The sequence below is a fragment of the Flavobacterium phycosphaerae genome (assembly GCF_010119235.1).
Lineage (GTDB): Bacteria > Bacteroidota > Bacteroidia > Flavobacteriales > Flavobacteriaceae > Flavobacterium > Flavobacterium phycosphaerae.
In genome coordinates this window covers 1,413,517-1,430,890 of record NZ_JAAATZ010000001.1, presented here as the reverse complement: position 1 = coordinate 1,430,890, position 17,374 = coordinate 1,413,517, and the positions used below count along the sequence as shown (strand labels likewise).

Annotated in this window: 12 protein-coding genes and 1 pseudogene; 9 read left to right on the top strand and 4 right to left on the bottom strand. The window is 38.9% G+C overall.

Features of this window, described 5'->3' with window-relative positions; genetic code table 11:
• The first annotated feature begins 3 nt into the window (after positions 1-3).
• The 6 genes from GUU89_RS06320 to murI all read left to right on the top strand — a co-directional run bounded on the left by GUU89_RS06320 (position 4) and on the right by murI (position 5,870).
• Positions 4-744 (top strand): isoprenyl transferase, encoded by a 741-nt coding sequence (locus tag GUU89_RS06320; protein ID WP_162127128.1) that lies wholly within the window; start codon positions 4-6, stop codon positions 742-744.
• Positions 677-3,472, top strand: coding sequence for an outer membrane protein assembly factor BamA (gene bamA / locus GUU89_RS06315; protein WP_162127127.1), 2,796 nt, complete (start codon positions 677-679; stop codon positions 3,470-3,472). Before GUU89_RS06320 ends, bamA begins: the two co-directional genes overlap by 68 nt.
• A 35-nt stretch (positions 3,473-3,507) precedes the next feature.
• Positions 3,508-4,062, top strand: coding sequence for an OmpH family outer membrane protein (locus GUU89_RS15300; protein WP_317163865.1), 555 nt, complete (start codon positions 3,508-3,510; stop codon positions 4,060-4,062).
• A gap of 56 nt (positions 4,063-4,118) precedes the next feature.
• Positions 4,119-4,496, top strand: coding sequence for a hypothetical protein (locus GUU89_RS15295; protein ID WP_317163864.1), 378 nt, complete (start codon positions 4,119-4,121; stop codon positions 4,494-4,496).
• 29 nt (positions 4,497-4,525) lie between these two features.
• Positions 4,526-5,026 (top strand): OmpH family outer membrane protein, encoded by a 501-nt coding sequence (locus GUU89_RS06305; RefSeq protein WP_162127126.1) that lies wholly within the window; start codon positions 4,526-4,528, stop codon positions 5,024-5,026.
• Positions 5,027-5,090: 64 nt separating this feature from the next.
• A complete protein-coding gene (murI, locus tag GUU89_RS06300) occupies positions 5,091-5,870 on the top strand; it encodes a glutamate racemase (protein ID WP_162127125.1) in 780 nt (259 codons plus the stop codon).
• Positions 5,871-5,967: 97 nt separating this feature from the next.
• On the opposite strand, the gene GUU89_RS06295 is transcribed toward murI, so the two are convergent.
• The 4 genes and pseudogenes from GUU89_RS06295 to GUU89_RS06280 form a co-directional block, all read right to left on the bottom strand.
• Positions 5,968-6,483: a gamma carbonic anhydrase family protein gene (locus tag GUU89_RS06295; protein ID WP_162127124.1), complete on the bottom strand. Its 516-nt coding sequence runs from the start codon at positions 6,481-6,483 to the stop codon at positions 5,968-5,970.
• Between the two features lie 37 nt (positions 6,484-6,520).
• A pseudogene (locus GUU89_RS06290) lies at positions 6,521-7,518 on the bottom strand (PorP/SprF family type IX secretion system membrane protein).
• 5 nt (positions 7,519-7,523) lie between these two features.
• Positions 7,524-12,299, bottom strand: coding sequence for a T9SS type B sorting domain-containing protein (locus tag GUU89_RS06285; protein WP_162127123.1), 4,776 nt, complete (start codon positions 12,297-12,299; stop codon positions 7,524-7,526).
• A complete protein-coding gene (locus GUU89_RS06280; RefSeq protein WP_162127122.1) occupies positions 12,293-14,164 on the bottom strand; it encodes a choice-of-anchor L domain-containing protein in 1,872 nt (623 codons plus the stop codon). Before GUU89_RS06280 ends, GUU89_RS06285 begins: the two co-directional genes overlap by 7 nt.
• Positions 14,165-14,294: 130 nt before the next feature.
• On the opposite strand from GUU89_RS06280, the gene GUU89_RS06275 reads away from it, so the two are divergent.
• From GUU89_RS06275 to GUU89_RS15285, 3 genes are all read left to right on the top strand, one after another.
• Positions 14,295-15,191 carry a NifU family protein gene (locus GUU89_RS06275; RefSeq protein WP_162127121.1) on the top strand — a complete coding sequence of 299 codons (897 nt, stop codon included), beginning with the start codon at positions 14,295-14,297 and terminating at the stop codon, positions 15,189-15,191.
• 148 nt (positions 15,192-15,339) lie between these two features.
• Positions 15,340-16,647: a thioredoxin domain-containing protein gene (locus GUU89_RS15290; protein WP_317163863.1), complete on the top strand. Its 1,308-nt coding sequence runs from the start codon at positions 15,340-15,342 to the stop codon at positions 16,645-16,647.
• 8 nt (positions 16,648-16,655) lie between these two features.
• Positions 16,656-17,360: a hypothetical protein gene (locus GUU89_RS15285; protein ID WP_317163862.1), complete on the top strand. Its 705-nt coding sequence runs from the start codon at positions 16,656-16,658 to the stop codon at positions 17,358-17,360.
• Positions 17,361-17,374 lie beyond the last annotated feature (14 nt).

The following is a 17,374-nucleotide window of genomic DNA, read 5'->3' as shown; positions in this document are numbered from 1 at the left end:
AAAATGAATTTACTCGATACTATAAATAAAGACAATTTACCCAAACACCTAGCCATTATCATGGATGGCAACGGAAGATGGGCCAAACAAAAAGGTCTCTTAAGAGCCTTTGGTCACGAAAACGGCACCAAATCGGTTAGAATTACGGTTGAAGCCTGTGCCAAATTGGGCATCGAGAACCTCACGCTTTATGCTTTTTCTACTGAAAATTGGAACCGTCCTAAATTAGAAGTCGATACCTTGATGCGCCTTTTAATTTCATCTTTAAAAAATGAGCTGGAGACTTTAGCCAAAAACAACATCCGACTGAACTGCATCGGCAATATAGATTTGCTTCCTGCAAAAGCCAAAAAAGAACTTTTGGCCGTGATGGAAAAGACAAAAAACAACAGCAGAATGACTCTTACTTTGGCGTTGAGCTATGGCTCCAGAGAGGAATTGTTAAATGCTGTTAAAATTATAAGTGATAAAGTTAAAAATAATATAATTTCGATAGACACGCTTGATGAATCAATTATTAATCAGCATCTTTACACGCACAATTTACCCGATGTAGATTTAGTGATTAGAACCAGTGGCGAGCACCGAATCAGTAATTTTTTGTTATGGCAGATAGCCTATGCAGAATTTTATTTTACCGATGTATTGTGGCCCGATTTTAAAGAAGACGATTTATATGAAGCCATTATCAGCTATCAAAAAAGAGAACGAAGATTTGGAAAGACAAGTGAACAAATTAAATAAACCTTCAGTGCAGTTAAACCCCATAAAAATACTTCTGAGTATTGTATTATTTGGAAGTATTTTTCAATTACAAGCCCAAGACAGAATCCCGTTTGAACAAGGAAAAAAGTACATTTTAGCCGAAGTTAAAGTGAATGGCAAAATCAGCTACAACCAACAAACCGTGGTTACTTTTGCCGGTTTGGAAAAAGGACAGCAAATCACGGTTCCTGGAGAAGAAATCAGCAATGCCATCAAAAAATTAGGAAAGCTGGGATTATTCAGTGATATTGATTTTTTTGTAAACAAAGCCGAGGGCGACAGCATTTGGCTTGACCTTAACATTGCCGAATTGCCAAAGCTAAAAGAGGTAAAATTCAAAGGTGTTAAAAAGTCGAAAACAGAAGCCTTAATCAAGGACAACAGTTTAACCAAAGGAAAAATTGTTAACGAAAACCTGATTACCACCACCCGAAATTATATCGAAAACAAATACAAGAAAGACGGTTATTTTAAGACCAAAGTGTATATCACTACCGTTGCTGATACCACCGAAGGAAATCAGGTAAACATGTTAGTGAATATTGACAAAGGAGACAAACTGAAAATTTCCAAAATCACCTTTGAAGGCAATGAAAAATTCTCGGATGTCAAGCTGAGAAAGACCATGAAAAACACGAAAAAAATCAATCCGATTCGAATTTTCAAAGCTTCCAAATTCATCAAAGAAAAATACAAGGAAGACTTAACGAGCATCATCGACAAATACAAAGAAAAAGGATACCGTGATGCCAGAATTCTTGATGATTCAGTAACTTTAAATGCTAAAAAAAATAAATTAGCCATTAATGTAAAAATTGAAGAAGGTCATAAATACTATTTCGGAAACATCAAATTCTTAGGGAATTCTGTTTATTCCGATCAGTTGCTTGGCAGAATTTTGGGCATTAAAAAAGGAGATACCTACAACGGTGTCTTGCTAGAAAAAAGAATTGCCGATAAGTCAAAACCCGATGCTGATGACTTAACCAATCTATACCAAAACAGTGGTTATTTATTCTCTAACATCAATGCGGTAGAAGTGAAAACAGCCAATGACACTATCGATTTCGAGATTAGAGTTACCGAAGGTCCTATAGCTTATTTCAATAACATTACCGTAGTAGGGAACGACAAAACGAACGACCGAGTAATCTACCGTGAGTTAAGAACCCAGCCGGGACAAAAATACAGTAAAGAAGATTTGGTAAGAACCATTCGTGAAATTGGGCAATTAGGTTTCTTTGATCCGGAAGCTATTGACCCAAAATTCAAAAACGTTGACCCTGCTGCCGGTACCGTTGACATTGAATACCATGTAGTCGAAAAAGGCTCCAGTCAAATTGAATTACAAGGAGGTTACGGCGGTGGCGGATTTATCGGAACGCTTGGTTTGTCTTTCAATAACTTCTCGGCACGAAACATGTTCAAAAAAGAAGCCTACAAACCGCTTCCAATGGGGGATGGTCAAAAAGTAGCCTTGCGTTTACAAGCCAGCTCGTATTTCCAAACTTATAGTTTATCGTTTTCTGAACCTTGGTTTGGCGGTAAAAAACCTATTAGTTTTTCTTCTTCGATATCACACAGTAAACAATTCTTATACTCCGGAAGCTCGAGCAATGTAGACCGAAGCAAAAGCTTTAACATTACCTCTCTTTCGGTTGGAATTGCCAAAAGATTAACTATACCGGATGACTATTTTGTTTTCTCCAGTTCGGTTTCTTTTCAATACTACGACCTGCACAACTACAACACCGGATTATTTACTTTTGGTAACGGGGCTTCGAGAAACTTAGCCTATACCCTTGGTATCAGTAGAAACAACAAAGGGGTCAACCCAATATTCCCAACCTATGGTTCCGAATTCAGTCTTTCCGCTAAATTCACCTTGCCTTATTCCATGTTTAACGGAATTGATTATGGCAACTTAAAAAACCTACGCGAATACAAACAGACCTATACTGCTTCAACCACAGGTCAGAATTTCGGAATTGACAATGTGGCTATTAATGATGGTGATTTTATTAAAACCACTACTATTACTGATGCCAGTGGTAATGCTGTTACAGGAATCGTACACGTTGACGATGCTGATTATTTGCAAGCCGACACCAACCGTGGTAAAGTGGATCAGGAAAAATTTAAATGGTTAGAATACTATAAGATAAAATTCAAAGCCGATTGGTATACCAAAATTGCCGGACCTCCTTCAAAAGCCTTAGTATTGCGATCATTAGCTGAGTTTGGTTATTTGGGTGCATACAACTCATCCCGAGGAACGAGTGTTGCTGACCCGGATAAAGGAGTAGTGCCGTTTGAACGTTTCTTTTTAGGTGGAGATGGTTTAGCCAACTTCTCACTTGACGGCCGTGAAGTAATTCAGTTGAGAGGGTATCCAAATCAGTCTTTATCGAATCAGGATGGAGATCCGATTTACAATAAATTCTCTTTAGAATTAAGATATCCGTTAACTTTGAAAGCCGCGGCATCTATTTATGCCCTGACCTTTTTGGAAGCCGGTGGATCATATGACAGTTTTAAAAATTATAACCCATTTGTGTTGCAACGTTCAGCCGGATTTGGTATAAGAATCTTTATGCCGGCATTCGGATTACTCGGAATTGACTTTGCTCACGGATTTGACGCCGTTCCTGGTTTAACACAAAAGAATGGTTGGGAAACACATTTTATAATTGGTCAACAATTTTAATTATATTTGGTACCATATTTCTAAATCATAATCGTATGAAAAAATATTTTGCAATATCACTTCTTCTTTTATCCCTAGGATTTAAAGCCAATGCCCAATCAAGAGGGATAAAAATAGGTTACATTGACATGGAATATATTCTACAAAATGTGCCGGATTATGCCGAAGCTAAAAATCAATTAGAACAAAAAGCTCAAAAGTGGAAGCAGGATATTGAAGCTAAAAAAGTAGAAATTGCAAAATTAAAAGATGCGTTAAAAACAGAAAGAGCCTTACTTACTAAGGAACTTATTGACGAACGTGAAGAAGAAATTAAATTTCAGGAAGACGAACTTTTAGATTTTCAGCAGCGAAAATTTGGCCCTGATGGTGATTTAATTACCCAAAAAGCCGTATTGGTAAAGCCAATTCAAGATCAGGTTTTTACAGCAGTGCAAGATATTGCCGAAGTAAAAAAATACGATTATGTATTTGACAAGTCTTCGGATTTGACCATGTTGTTTGCAGCCAAAAGACACGACATCAGTGATCAAGTGGTAAGAGCGATAACAAGAGCTGAGAAGAGAGAGCAGTTAAGCAAAAACAATTAAAAGAGCAAGAGAAAAAAGAATATCAGGAAGATGTAGAAGACGAAAATCCAACCTTGGTGGCTCGTAAAAAAGCATTAGACGAAAAGAAAGCAGCTCGTGAAAAACTAATTGCTGATAAAAAAGCGGCAGCCGAACAAAAGAAAGCTGATCAAGAAGCAAAAAGACAAGCGTTGTTAGATGCTAAGGCTGCGAAAAAAAATGGCACGGTTCCTGCTAGTGATAAAACAACGGAAGACAAAACACCTTCTGAAAATAAAAAAACAGCCGACACCACCAGTGCCGAAAACACTAAAGAAGCTAAAGCAGCCGCAAGAGCAAAATTGCTTGAAGACAGAAAAAAAGCGGCCGAAGAAAAAAGAAAAAAAGTCCTAGAAGACAGAGAAGCTGCTAAAAAAGCCAAAGAAGAAAAAAGCAGCACACCAAAAACAGAATAAAATAATAATTAATTAATACTTTTAAAACAATGAAACGATTGAAATCATTACTAATAGCTACTGTATTGTTTTTAGGAACATGTCATACTATCAATGCGCAAGCTAAAACGGCACACGTAGATGTAAATGAGTTAATTTCTAAAATGCCAGCGATGTTGGATGCTCAAAAACAATTGGAAAAATTAAGCGCTACTTATGATGCCGAATACAAAACCATGGCAGAAGAATATCAAAATAAAATTAAAAAATACGACCAAGAAGCTTCAACTGTAACTGACGCCGTTAACCAAACCCGTCAAACAGAAGTTCAGGATTTGGTAAAGCGTATTACCGATTACAGAGATAATGCTCAAAAAGAATTGCAAAAGAAAGAAGCTGATTTAGTAAAACCTTTAATGGATAAAATCAAAGCTTCTATCACTAAAGTAGGTAAAGCGAAAGGATACCAGTACGTATTAAACGTTGCCGATTTACTTTTAGCTGACGGTCCGGACTTAACCGCTGATGTAAAGAAAGATTTAGGATTCTAATTTGAATTGAAATACTATATAAAACTGCTCAACGACTTGAGCAGTTTTTTTTTACTTTTGTTTTATGACAAACAATAATCCCATTGGCCTTTTTGATTCGGGCATCGGCGGCACTTCCATCTGGTCTGCCATCCATGAATTACTTCCCCACGAAGACACTATTTATTTAGCCGACAGCAAAAATGCTCCCTATGGTCAAAAATCAAAAGAAGAAATCATTGCACTCAGCATAAAAAATACTGAGTTCCTTTTGCACCAAAATTGTAAAATCATAGTCGTAGCCTGCAACACGGCCACCACCAATGCCATCAAAGAATTACGCGCCAAATATGACATCCCCTTCATTGGCATCGAACCAGCCATAAAACCCGCCGCCATTAATTCACAAAAACATGTCATCGGAATTTTAGCCACGCAAGGCACTTTAAACAGTGAACTATTCCACCAAACTGCCGAAAAATTTCAAGACACCAAAATCATTGAACAAATTGGTCACGGTCTTGTCCCTCTGATCGAAAACGGAGGCATCAATTCGCCCGAAATGAATGAACTGCTCCACTTGTACCTCCAACCGATGATAGCCGCTAATATCGACTATTTGGTGCTGGGCTGCAGCCATTACCCTTATTTGATTCCGCAGATACAAAAAATCCTGCCCAAAGACATCAAAATTATCGATTCAGGCGAAGCCGTAGCCCGACAAACCAAAAATATATTACTGGAAAAAGCTGGTCTGCATGCTGAAAATCATTTGGCAAAAACAACATTTTATACCAATGCAGATCCAAAAGTATTGAGTGAAATATTGGAAAATAAATATCCCGTTATAGTAAACGATTTTTAAGAGCCAATCGTTGAGGCATTCTTTAAACCATTTTCCCGCTGTCCGCGTTACACGGTAACTGCTCCCATCGGGGCTAGAATCAAACTGAAGGCATTCTTTATTCGTCTTTAAACCAACCGGAATACATCACATAATTATTGGAAATACGGGCAATCTCTCCGGCAAAATCTGATTGGTCAATAGTTTTAACCTTCTTAGCCGGAATCCCCGCATAAATACTCCCCGATTCAACCACTGTATTCTGCGTAACCACAGAACCCGCAGCCACAATCGAGTTGCTCTCAATTACACAATTATCCATCACTATGGCTCCCATTCCAATTAATACGTTGTCATGCACTTTACAACCGTGAACTATCGCATTATGTCCAATAGAAACATTGTTCCCAATCTCTGTCGGATGTTTTTGATACGTACAATGTATAATGGCACCATCCTGAATATTGACTTTATCGCCAATTTTAATGTAATGAACATCACCTCTAATTACAGCATTAAACCATACACTGCAAAGCGACCCTAAAACGACATCGCCAACAATGGTAGCATTTTCAGCCACAAAACAATCTTCCGGGATTTGCGGAGTTTTTCCGTTAACAGATTTTATTACCATAAAAAATTGTCCCGATAAATCGGGACAAGTATTTGAATTAATTAATAGCAGGACAATTACAGTGGTATTTCTCCTGTTTACAGAATAAATTAATACCTAATGTTATTTGATGAAAACCTCCCTTATCAAAGTTTACATTACCTAGTAAATATGAGTAAGTATAGGCAAACATATAATTTTTAAAATTAACCCCAAGAATCGGAGTAACATACTGTAGTTTTTGATCGGCAACTGAATTTCCTTCTACATATTGAGCTCCGTCTAAACTTCTACGGTAGGATATTCCACCCATAGTCTCCCAAAATCCAATTCCTTGTATGCTTTCAAATTCAAATCAATCGTTTTCTCTTGCGTTTGTGTAACCAATTGGAACATCATAGAAGGCTCCCAAAGTATAGCATCCGGGTCACCAAATGTATATCCGGCATTAAGGATAGCTCTTCTTAAATTAACCGGTTCTTTATCGGTATATAATTTTCTGTCACTCGCCAAAGCATTCTTAACTGTGAAATGAACATAAAAATCAAGGAAATTATAAGAAGCACCTATATCAACATTGAAATAAGAAGCCTTTTGAATTGAGCCAAAAACATTTGGGTCATACGTTGGATTATTTTGATAAAATGTACTTTCATCTAAATTACTTTGTACAAAACCGGCACTCATACCAAATGACAATTGATTTAAGTCAACATTATCACGAGAAAACATAATATGATGGGCATAAGTCAATTTTAGTCCTGTTTGCGAATGGTAACCGTTTTTATCATTAAAAACAATAATTCCAGCTCCGGAACGTTCCCCTACTGAACCGTTCATACTAATGGTTTGTAGCGCAGGAGCATCCTCCTGTCCAAACCATTGTTGTCTGGCGGTAAGTCTTAGCTTTGCACAATTGGCTGCTCCTGCCATAGAAGGATGAAGTAAGTAATAATTATCAGACAGATAATCGGAATAGACAGGCAATCCTTCCTGTGAATATGAAAATTGTGCTACTATTAGAACTGCGAATAAATAAAATTTTTTAAAATTCATTTTAACTATCTTTTTAATGAGAAATGGGCTTTAAATTGTTTGGCTGATACTTGTTCAAAATAATCTACCGTAAACCAGTAATCGTCTGCCGGCATAAGATGACCGTTGAGCGTTCCGTCCCAACCAGTACCTTTAGAACTGATTTGTTTCAACAGTTTACCATAGCGGTCAAATATATAAATTTTTGCGTTACCTTGAAAACCTAATCCAGTTATATTCCAAGTATCATGATACCCATCGCCATTCGGGGTAAAATAATGTGGGTAATCTATCGTTTGTACGTCTTTGATAAACTCTACTCCACAAGAATAGCCATTCGGGTCTCTTACATCCCAAACATACACTGTATGGTTCCCTAAGGAAACATTCTCAAAGATTGGGCTGGTTTGTCTCGGGCCGTCATCCAAACTGTATTCATACACTCCATAACCGTCATTGGTGATGGTTATGATTTGATTCTCCGCAAAGGCATTGGTTACCGTAGCGGTGATATTATCCGCAGGGCCCGACTTAATAACATCAAAGGTAGAAAGCGCCGTAATGTCCGAAGTACAACCCAACATTGGAGATAAACTAACCGCCTCAACCGTATACACCACATGGGTATCGGTAAGGGCTATATTGTTTATATTTAGTGTACTGGCGTGCTCTCCAACCACCGGTTGATTATTGGCATACCAGTTAAAGGTATAGCCCGGTGCCGTGATGCCACTGTTCAAGATTAAATTGTTGTTCACTGTCGTCTGGTTCCATCGTACACAAGCAATATTGCTGCCCGTGTTGCTGGTAATCACCGGCTCGGCCAGTTTCTCTATAACTACATCAAATGAATCCAGTTCATAACAACCCGTTAGAGTATTCTCAACACGTACCCAATAGGTACCTGTTTGTACTTCATACGTATCTAAATTAGTCAAAGCACTACCCGAGTTCCCTGCCTCAGCATCTGCCTGACTGTTGTAATAGAACTCTACGATATACGTCGGCGCTGTTTGTGTTGCCCCTAAGATGTCGGCTTCATAACCCGCTAAACTAGCTAGTGGGCTTGTTGGGTTCTGTGTATACAGCATCGTGCCGTTGTTATTCCCGTCATAATCACACTCTTTCATGTCGGCCATGGTGTAGTTAATCGTTGGTTTTGGATTAACCAAAATATTGAAACTGCCCATACCGCTCTTACAACCTGTGGTGGTATTGGTAATCTCCACATAAATCGTCTGAGGGTTAGTCAGGTTAGTATACGCATTTGGCGTTGTTATCGGTATTGTTAAGGCGGCATCTTCATAAAACGCAACACTGTAAGCGGATACCGGTGTGGTTTGATTCCCTTGCAGTAAAGCAGCACTTTGAGTCGTTAAATCAAAAACCTCTATACCGTCATTCACTCCCGATGGGTCGGCCTCACAGATTTGATAATCCGCTATGGCACTGATACTCGGTAATGGGTTAACTATAAAGCCTTGTTGTACTTCTTTGTAACATTTTCTACCGGTGTAATCCGTAGAGACATCACTGGTCACTGCTACATAGACATACTGCACCTGATTGATGGTCGTTCCGGCTATACTTGGGTCGCCCACTATGGCCGTAGTCGGATTTAAAATCTCACTAGTATTGGCTTCCAAATCAGCATGACTTGGGAAGTAATGGAAATCAACATGGGTATCGCCATTGGCTATATAAGCCTCATTCAGGGTTAAATCAAACTGAGCCACACCACTACCCGGAGCATCCTCACACTGCGCGGCCAATACCGGAATATTGTTGCTCTGTGGCGTAGGTACCGGAAGTACTCTGATGTCTAAGGTGGTGATGCTTTTACATCCTGCTGTGGTGGTGACCAAAACGCCAAGGGTTTGTACTGCCGCAGAGGTATTGGTATACGCACTCGGGGTAGTAATCACATTGGTATTGTTCTGAGCATCCACAAGGCTTGGGTAATACGTAACCGTATAGCCTGTATTTTGATTAATCTCGGTGTTTTTTACCGTTAAATCAAAAGTGTAATACAAATTGTTCGATGCCGTATCATTATCACATTTGCTCAGTGGTTGCGGTGTGATTAACAATAATGGTTTGTTGATAACCAATTGGAAGGAACCTAAAGCGTAACAACCCGTTGCATTATCCTCTATTCTAACCCAAATAACTTGGGTGTCACTACCAAAATACGTAGCGGCATTAATAATCGGGGAAGTGCCGGCATCGGCCAAGCCTTGGCTGAGATAATACGTAACGGTGTAATTGCTTGCCGGGTTTGGTGCCTGAAGCAGCAGGATAGCGGCCGTTTTGCTGGTTAAATCAACAATAGTACTGCCGCTCTGTGGGTTGTTGTCTTGGTCGCAAGTCACCAAATCCGGGATAGTAACCGGTTTAACAGGGCTTGGATTTACGTTAAGCTCTATTGGAATAACACTGTAACAGCCTGTGATTGGGTCTTCTGCACGCACATAAATAATCTGCACAAAGTTAGTGATGTTGCAGTAACTTGACGGATTAGGAATGGTAGTACCTCCAATCTCGGCATCAGTCTGGGTCTCATGGTAGGTTATATCATAATCCGCTCCTTGTAAGATATCCGGAGTTAGGCTTGTTAAATCGATATCACAGGTTATACCATTTTGGTTATCGTCACAAACCGTTAACGGCTCTGTTGGTGGAACCGGTGTCGGTAGTGGGTTCACGCGGATATCCATCGTGGAGATAACATAACAAGTGGTGGCTTGGTTGGTAATGCGAATACCTAAGGTCTGAACACAAGGCAATACATTCTCATACAACAAAGTGCTGATGGCATTGGTATTGTTCTGAGCATCGGTTAAACTCGGGTAGAACGTAACGCTCATTCCCGTTTGTCCGTTCAAGATATCGGCTACCTTAGAGCCTAAATCAAATACCTCTTTACAATTGCCCGAATTGTTATCATCACAAAGCGAATACTGAGGATAACTAATCGGAGGAACAATCGGTAGCGGATCAACCACTAAAGTTAAGGTTACAATATCAAAACAACCCGTAGCAATAGTCTCTACTCGAACATACAACATTTGGGTATCTATCGTACCATTGATGTAATTGGTCACATTCGAGATAGCACCCGTAGCGGTTTCAGCAGCCGTTTGTGAGGTATAAAAAGTTACCGAAGTCAAAGCAGGGTTAATACTGCCCAAAATCTCAGGTACTTTGGTCGTTAAATCAAAGGCCTCATACCCTACGGCACCTGTGTAATCACACAAATGGTAATCCGTTGGACTTACGGCCTCAGGTGTTGGATTGACAATTAGTTGGAGTTGAACATAATTCGCACAGCCTGTTAAGGTGTAAAATACTCTAACATAAATGGTTTGTGTCCAGTTAAAGATATTACTGTAAGGAATCAATATCGGGTTGGCGCCTGTTATGGCATCCGTTGGGGTTTCGTGATACGTTACCGTCACTCCTAAGCTCGAAGGATTTGGTGTACCGGCAATAAAAGCAGTAGCATCTTCTAAATTGAAAACTACAATACCGTCATTGTTCGGATCACACAGCTGTAATGCCGGTGGTGTATTGGCCACAGGACCCTGGGTAACTCGTAACAATTGAGTTGTGGTAACATAACAACCAGTGGCTGTATTTTCTACTCTAATGTAAATCGTTTGGTTGTCGGTTCCTAAATAATTGGCCGGCGAACCAATAGGGCTCACTTCGCTTTGAGCATTGGCCAAAGTAGTATAATAAGTAAAGGTCACTAAGCCTGAAGCATTAACATTACCTTCATTTAGTGTTAAATCAAATAACGCCTGATTGGTAGCGCCATTGCTACACTCATAAAGCGTTGGTGGTGTCGCAGCAATCGGCAGTGGATTCACAATCAGGTTAAACGAACTAACCGCATTACAGCCCGTAGCCGTATAACGGATGTTAATCCATATTTGTTGTGTACCGGAAGTATATAAATTAGGCAGTGGACTCGTTTGACTTAACGCATCGGCCTGAGTAAGATAATAACTTACCACTACCCCGCTCTGTCCATTGGCTATCTCTAAATCTTTACTGTTAAGCACAAACTGCTCTACATTATCGCCCGAAGTAGTGTAATCACACAATACATAATCCGCAATAACAGGATTTGGAATTGGATGAGGATTCACAATCAACTGCAATGTGGTGGTCGCATAACAAGATGGAGAACTGACATCATAAACTTTAACATATAAGGTTTGAGCATCCGGCACAATATTACAATAAGTCCCTAATGGCAATACAATACCACTAGTCGGGGTTTCATAAAAGTCAGCTACAAGATTAGGATTTCCTCCGGTAATTTCATTTACTTTAGTGCTTAAATCAAATGCACAAGAAATACCATCTTCATTATCATCACAAACTATATAAGGAGTTGGATTAGTAATAACAGGTGGCGTTGTAATAGTTATTGCAGCTGAACCGGCTTGTGGCTGTGAACATGATGGTGTTCCAGTTGTTGTTGCACTAACTAATGTATAAGTACTCGGAGTAGTTAATACCGGAGTGATAATGGTAGCAGCACCGGCACCATCCAAACTTATAACTTGATTTGGTCCACCGTCAACCGTATAAGTAACATCGGCATTTGGTGTTCCGGTAAAAGTAATTGTTGTTGTAGTTCCTGAACAAATAGAAGTTGTTCCTGAAATACTTACCGTAGGCAGTTGAATAACTGTAACAACAGCAGAACCTAAAGCAGATTGTGTGGTAGGACCGGCAGCAGTTGTTTGGGAAACACTAACTAAGTCATAAGTACTAGTAGCAGTTAACACAGGGTAGGAAGAGTTGCCGTCCCTGCACCATTCAAAGTTATGGTTTGATTTGGGCCGCCATCAACCGTGTAAGTAACATCAGCATTTGGTGTCCCGTTAAAAGTAATAGTGGTTGTAGTTCCTGAACAAATAGAAATCGTTCCGGAAATCGAAACCGTTGGCAATGCAACTACTATTAAGCTAAAACTTGTTGTAGCATAATAGCCCGCTGGCGCGGCATTTTCTTCTAATCTGATAAAAATAGTTTGAGGGTTAGATCCGTTTATGTAATCCACACTAAGATCAATGGGATTCGTTCCGGCATCAGCATCAGCTTGTGTAAGATAATAAGTAACTGTATAATCCGCTGGGTTATAAGATCCTAAAACAGCTGCGGTTTGCGAATTTAAATTAAAAGCTGAAACACCTGAATTTAACGTTGTTTCATACTGAATCATATTGGGTGGTGTCCCTGCGGTTGGATTAGTGAAACAATTTTGTAGGTGTAATGTAAATTGTGTTGTTGTAATACATGGGGTGGAAGGATCTTCAACAGCAACATAAATTACTTCACCATCATATCCAATATAATTTGCGGGATTTGAAATCGATCCTGACAAATTTTGAGCGTCAACTAACGAATGGTGATACGAGAGATTGGTACTCAATCCATTTAAAACAGGAACTGTGTTTTGTGTTAAATTAAAAGTAGGTGATGAAGGACAAGCATATAAATCATCCGCACTACCAATTGCAAGACTAGGAATATGCTCTACCAGCGTACAATCGGTTTGAAAACAACCTGATGGATACGTTAAGGTAACACAATAATTCCCAGCATCTGTCATAGTATAACTATAGGTAGTAGCTCCAACAATTGGGTCACCGTCTAATGTCCAACTGTAAGTTACACCGGAAATTGGCACAGCACCGGCTTGCACCGTAACTGCTGCAGAACCACAAACCGCATCAGGACCTGAAAAACTATTTAAACCTGCATAATCTCCAACCCCATCAATAGTAGGTGAACCAATATTAAAACTTCCTCCTCCTAAAAATACCGCAGAGTCATAATTGTTATCATTTCTGTCTGCAATAACCAATTTAATATGATAAACATTATTTGGTATTACTGTTGAACTAGCTGTCATCAAAACCGTTTCTCCATTAAAATTGGTCGCTGCAGAAGCAGCATTGGCTCCTCCATTATAGTTACCAAAATATAAAGGATTTACTGAACTACAACTATTATTATAGGCATTATCTCTTATGGTAACTACCGAAATAGGTGTAGTACTACTAGGGATTAAAGCTAAATTTGTTGGCGGTGTCGCTGCCGTTACATTAGTTAAAAAGAAAGCAAAAGCATCCGAATAGGAACATTGAAACGTACCATACTCTTCTGAAGCAAACAAAAAGTCAAAACTCATTGTATTAGTGAGTGGCGTAAAGTCAAACTCTAGAACAGTCGCATCATTATAATCGGTCAATCCGGTATCTATGTTCAACCCATCAATATAATTAAACAAGTCATTATCTGTCCCCCATATTCCATTGCCTTGAGTTGTTGTATTGGGTCCTGGAGCATTAGCAACAAATCCGGTACTCATGATAATCCCTTTACTTAAAGGGAAATTGGGATTCGTATTTTGAAAATAACCAATACTCTTGTTATTATTTGGCAAGTTGGTTCCCGCATCTGTTCTCCAGGTTATATTACTAACCGTTCCCACACAAGCTGAGCCTCCATCATCCGGCGGAGCGGCAAACAAAACATCTTGAACAAGCTGAGGAATAGTATAGGTCGTTGTATTAGTAGTAATAGGTTGAGCGAAGGAATTATATCCTATCAAGAATAAAAAAAGGGGAAGTAGTATTCGCTTCATGTGTGCAATTTTGTTAGGACGTTTTCTGTTAGTAAAACGCTTCAATATGTTAATTTGTTGTTTAAATGTCCAAATATAAGTATTCATAGAAAATAAGTTTGTTAAATTTGCAAAAAAATATACTATCGCTATGAAAATCACTATAAAAGAAACTCAAAATCCAACTATTCTTAAATTTGAATTCCCCGATTTTATAACGCAGAACGAAAGCTTTGAATATAAGAACATTGACGAAGCTAAAAACTCTCCTTTGGCTCAGCAACTATTCTATCTTCCTTTCGTAAAAACCGTATACATTTCAAGTAATTTTATCGCCATCGAGCGCTTTAGTATAGTGGAATGGTCTGATGTTCAGGAAGCTGTTGCCGAACAAATTGAAAACTATGTAAACAACGGTGGTGTAATTGTGTTGCCAAATGAAAATCCAATTAAAAAACAACCGATAACCGTATACGGCGAAACCACACCCAACCCGGCTTCATTGAAATTTGTAATCAACAAAGCATTAACCAAAACTGCGGCCGAATTCAAAAACATTGACGAAGCCAAAGCCTCCCCGTTAGCACAAGAATTATTTAAATTTCACTTTGTTAAAGAGATTTTTATTGCCGAAAATTACATCTCAGTCACTAAATACGACAGCACTTCGTGGGATGAAATTACGCTTGAGCTAAGAACCTTTATCAAACAATTTATTGAAAACGGCGGTACTGTTTTAGATGACACCCTGATTGAAAACGACAGCAAACAGGAAAAACAACAAATTAAAAACTTTGACCATCTCGACACCACTTCCCAACAAATCATCAATATTTTAGAAGAATATGTAAAACCAGCCGTAGCTGCCGATGGCGGGAACATCCTTTTTGATTCCTATAACGATGCCGACAAAAGAGTAAAAGTAGTATTGCAAGGAGCTTGTAACGGTTGTCCTTCCTCAACATTCACCCTGAAAAGCGGTATTGAAAACATGTTGAAAGATATGTTAAATGATAAAGACATCATAGTAGAAGCCTTGAACGGATAATCCACATTCAAAATAAAAAAGTATCTTTAAGCGCCCTATTTCGGGCGCTTTTTTAATCAATTTTAGGAGCTATTCCCGCTTTTCGTTGCAATCTTTTTGTCCAAAAACAAAAAGGATTTCCACTACAATCGGGGCTAAAAAAACAATCATGAACGAACTACATCTTGAAACCAGTCCATACCTGTTACAACACGCCAAAAATCCGGTGCATTGGAAAGCCTGGAACACAAATGCCTTGGCACAAGCCCAAAAAGAAAACAAGCTCATCATTATTAGCATTGGATACTCAGCCTGCCATTGGTGCCACGTTATGGAACACGAAAGTTTCGAAAACGACGAAGTAGCTCAAGTGATGAATGCACATTTTATTAACATCAAAATTGATCGCGAAGAACGTCCTGACATTGATGCCGTTTATATGAAAGCCGTACAAGTCATGACCGGTCAAGGCGGTTGGCCTATGAATGTAGTGGCGCTTCCGGATGGCAGACCCATCTGGGGAGGTACTTATTTCCGAAAAAACGATTGGATTAATGCCCTCGAAAAACTTCAGGAGCTATACCAACATGACTTGCAAACCATTTTAGACTACACCGAAAAGCTGCACGACGGCTTACAATCCTTGAGCATAATTCCAACACACAAGGCTACCCCATTTAACTTTGAAATTTTAGAAAGACTCATAGAAAAATGGCAAAAAAGTTTTGATTGGGCATTCGGCGGCATGGCTCGTGCTCCCAAGTTTATGATGCCCAACAATTACGAATTTTTGCTTCGTTACGGTCATCAAACCAACAATCAGTCGCTATTGGATTTTGTTGATTTGACACTTAGCAAAATGGCTCATGGCGGATTATTTGACACGCTTGACGGCGGATTTTCGAGGTATGCTGTTGATATGAAATGGCATGTACCACACTTTGAAAAAATGGGCTATGACAATGGCCAACTGCTATCACTTTATGCCAATGCTTACAAATTAACTCGTAACCCATTGTACCAAGAAGTCATTGAAAAAACCTTGTCTTTCATCGAAAAAGAATGGCTCACTAAAGAGGGAAGTTTTTATTCCGCGCTTGATGCCGACAGTTTGAATGCCGAAAACCATCTGGAAGAAGGCGCTTTTTATGTATGGACAAAAGAGGAATTGCAAGCTATTCTTTCGGAAGATTATGATTTGTTTGCTATCGTTTTTAATATTAATCCTTTCGGGCATTGGGAACACGGGAATTATGTATTAATTCAAAATCAATCTTTAGCAATAATTGCTCAACAGCAAAATATTTCTTTGGAAACCCTTGAACAAAAGAAAAAATCCTGGGAACAAAAACTGTATAAAGAAAGAGAAAAACGCAGCAAGCCGAGATTAGATGACAAATGTCTGACGTCATGGAATGCCATTATTCTCAAAGGTTTTACTGAAGCCTATAAAGCGTTGAACGAAAAAAATATTTAGACATCGCCTTGCAAAATGCTGACTTTATCATAAAAAAAGTATGGAGCGAAGAAGGCCATTTATTCCGAACATATAAAAACGGCACTCCTACCATCCAAGGATATTTAGAGGATTATGCTCATGTGATTCAAGGATTCATCACATTATACGAAGCTACTTTGGATGAGAGTTGGCTGCAACATGCCAAACAGTTGACGGATTATTGCTTTGATAATTTTTATGATGCAAAGGCTCAATTTTTTTCCTTTACTTCCCAAAAGGAGGAGAACTTAATTACGGCTCATTTTGAAGTGGAAGATAATGTGATTCCGTCAGCCAATTCGGTTATGGCCAGCAATTTGTTTCATTTGAGTATTTATTTTAATAATGCTTATTATGAAACCATCTGCCAACAAATGACACAAAACATAATCCCGACGATTGATTATCCTTCCGCTTATTCGAATTGGCTAAATGTGTATTTAAATTTTTCGGAACAAAATAAAGAACTGGCGGTTTGTGGCGATACTGCTTTCGATTATTTGGTAAAACTCAACCAAACCTATTTACCTAATCTCATCGTTGCCGGCTCAACAAAGCAATCAAAACTTCCGTTTTTGGAAAATCGCTTTTCGGAAACTGAAACTTTATTTTACTTGTGTCAAAACAGAACCTGCAACCTTCCAACGACTGATTTTGAAGAAATTATAACTAAAATCCAAGCGAAATCTTAGAAAAAATTTGTACT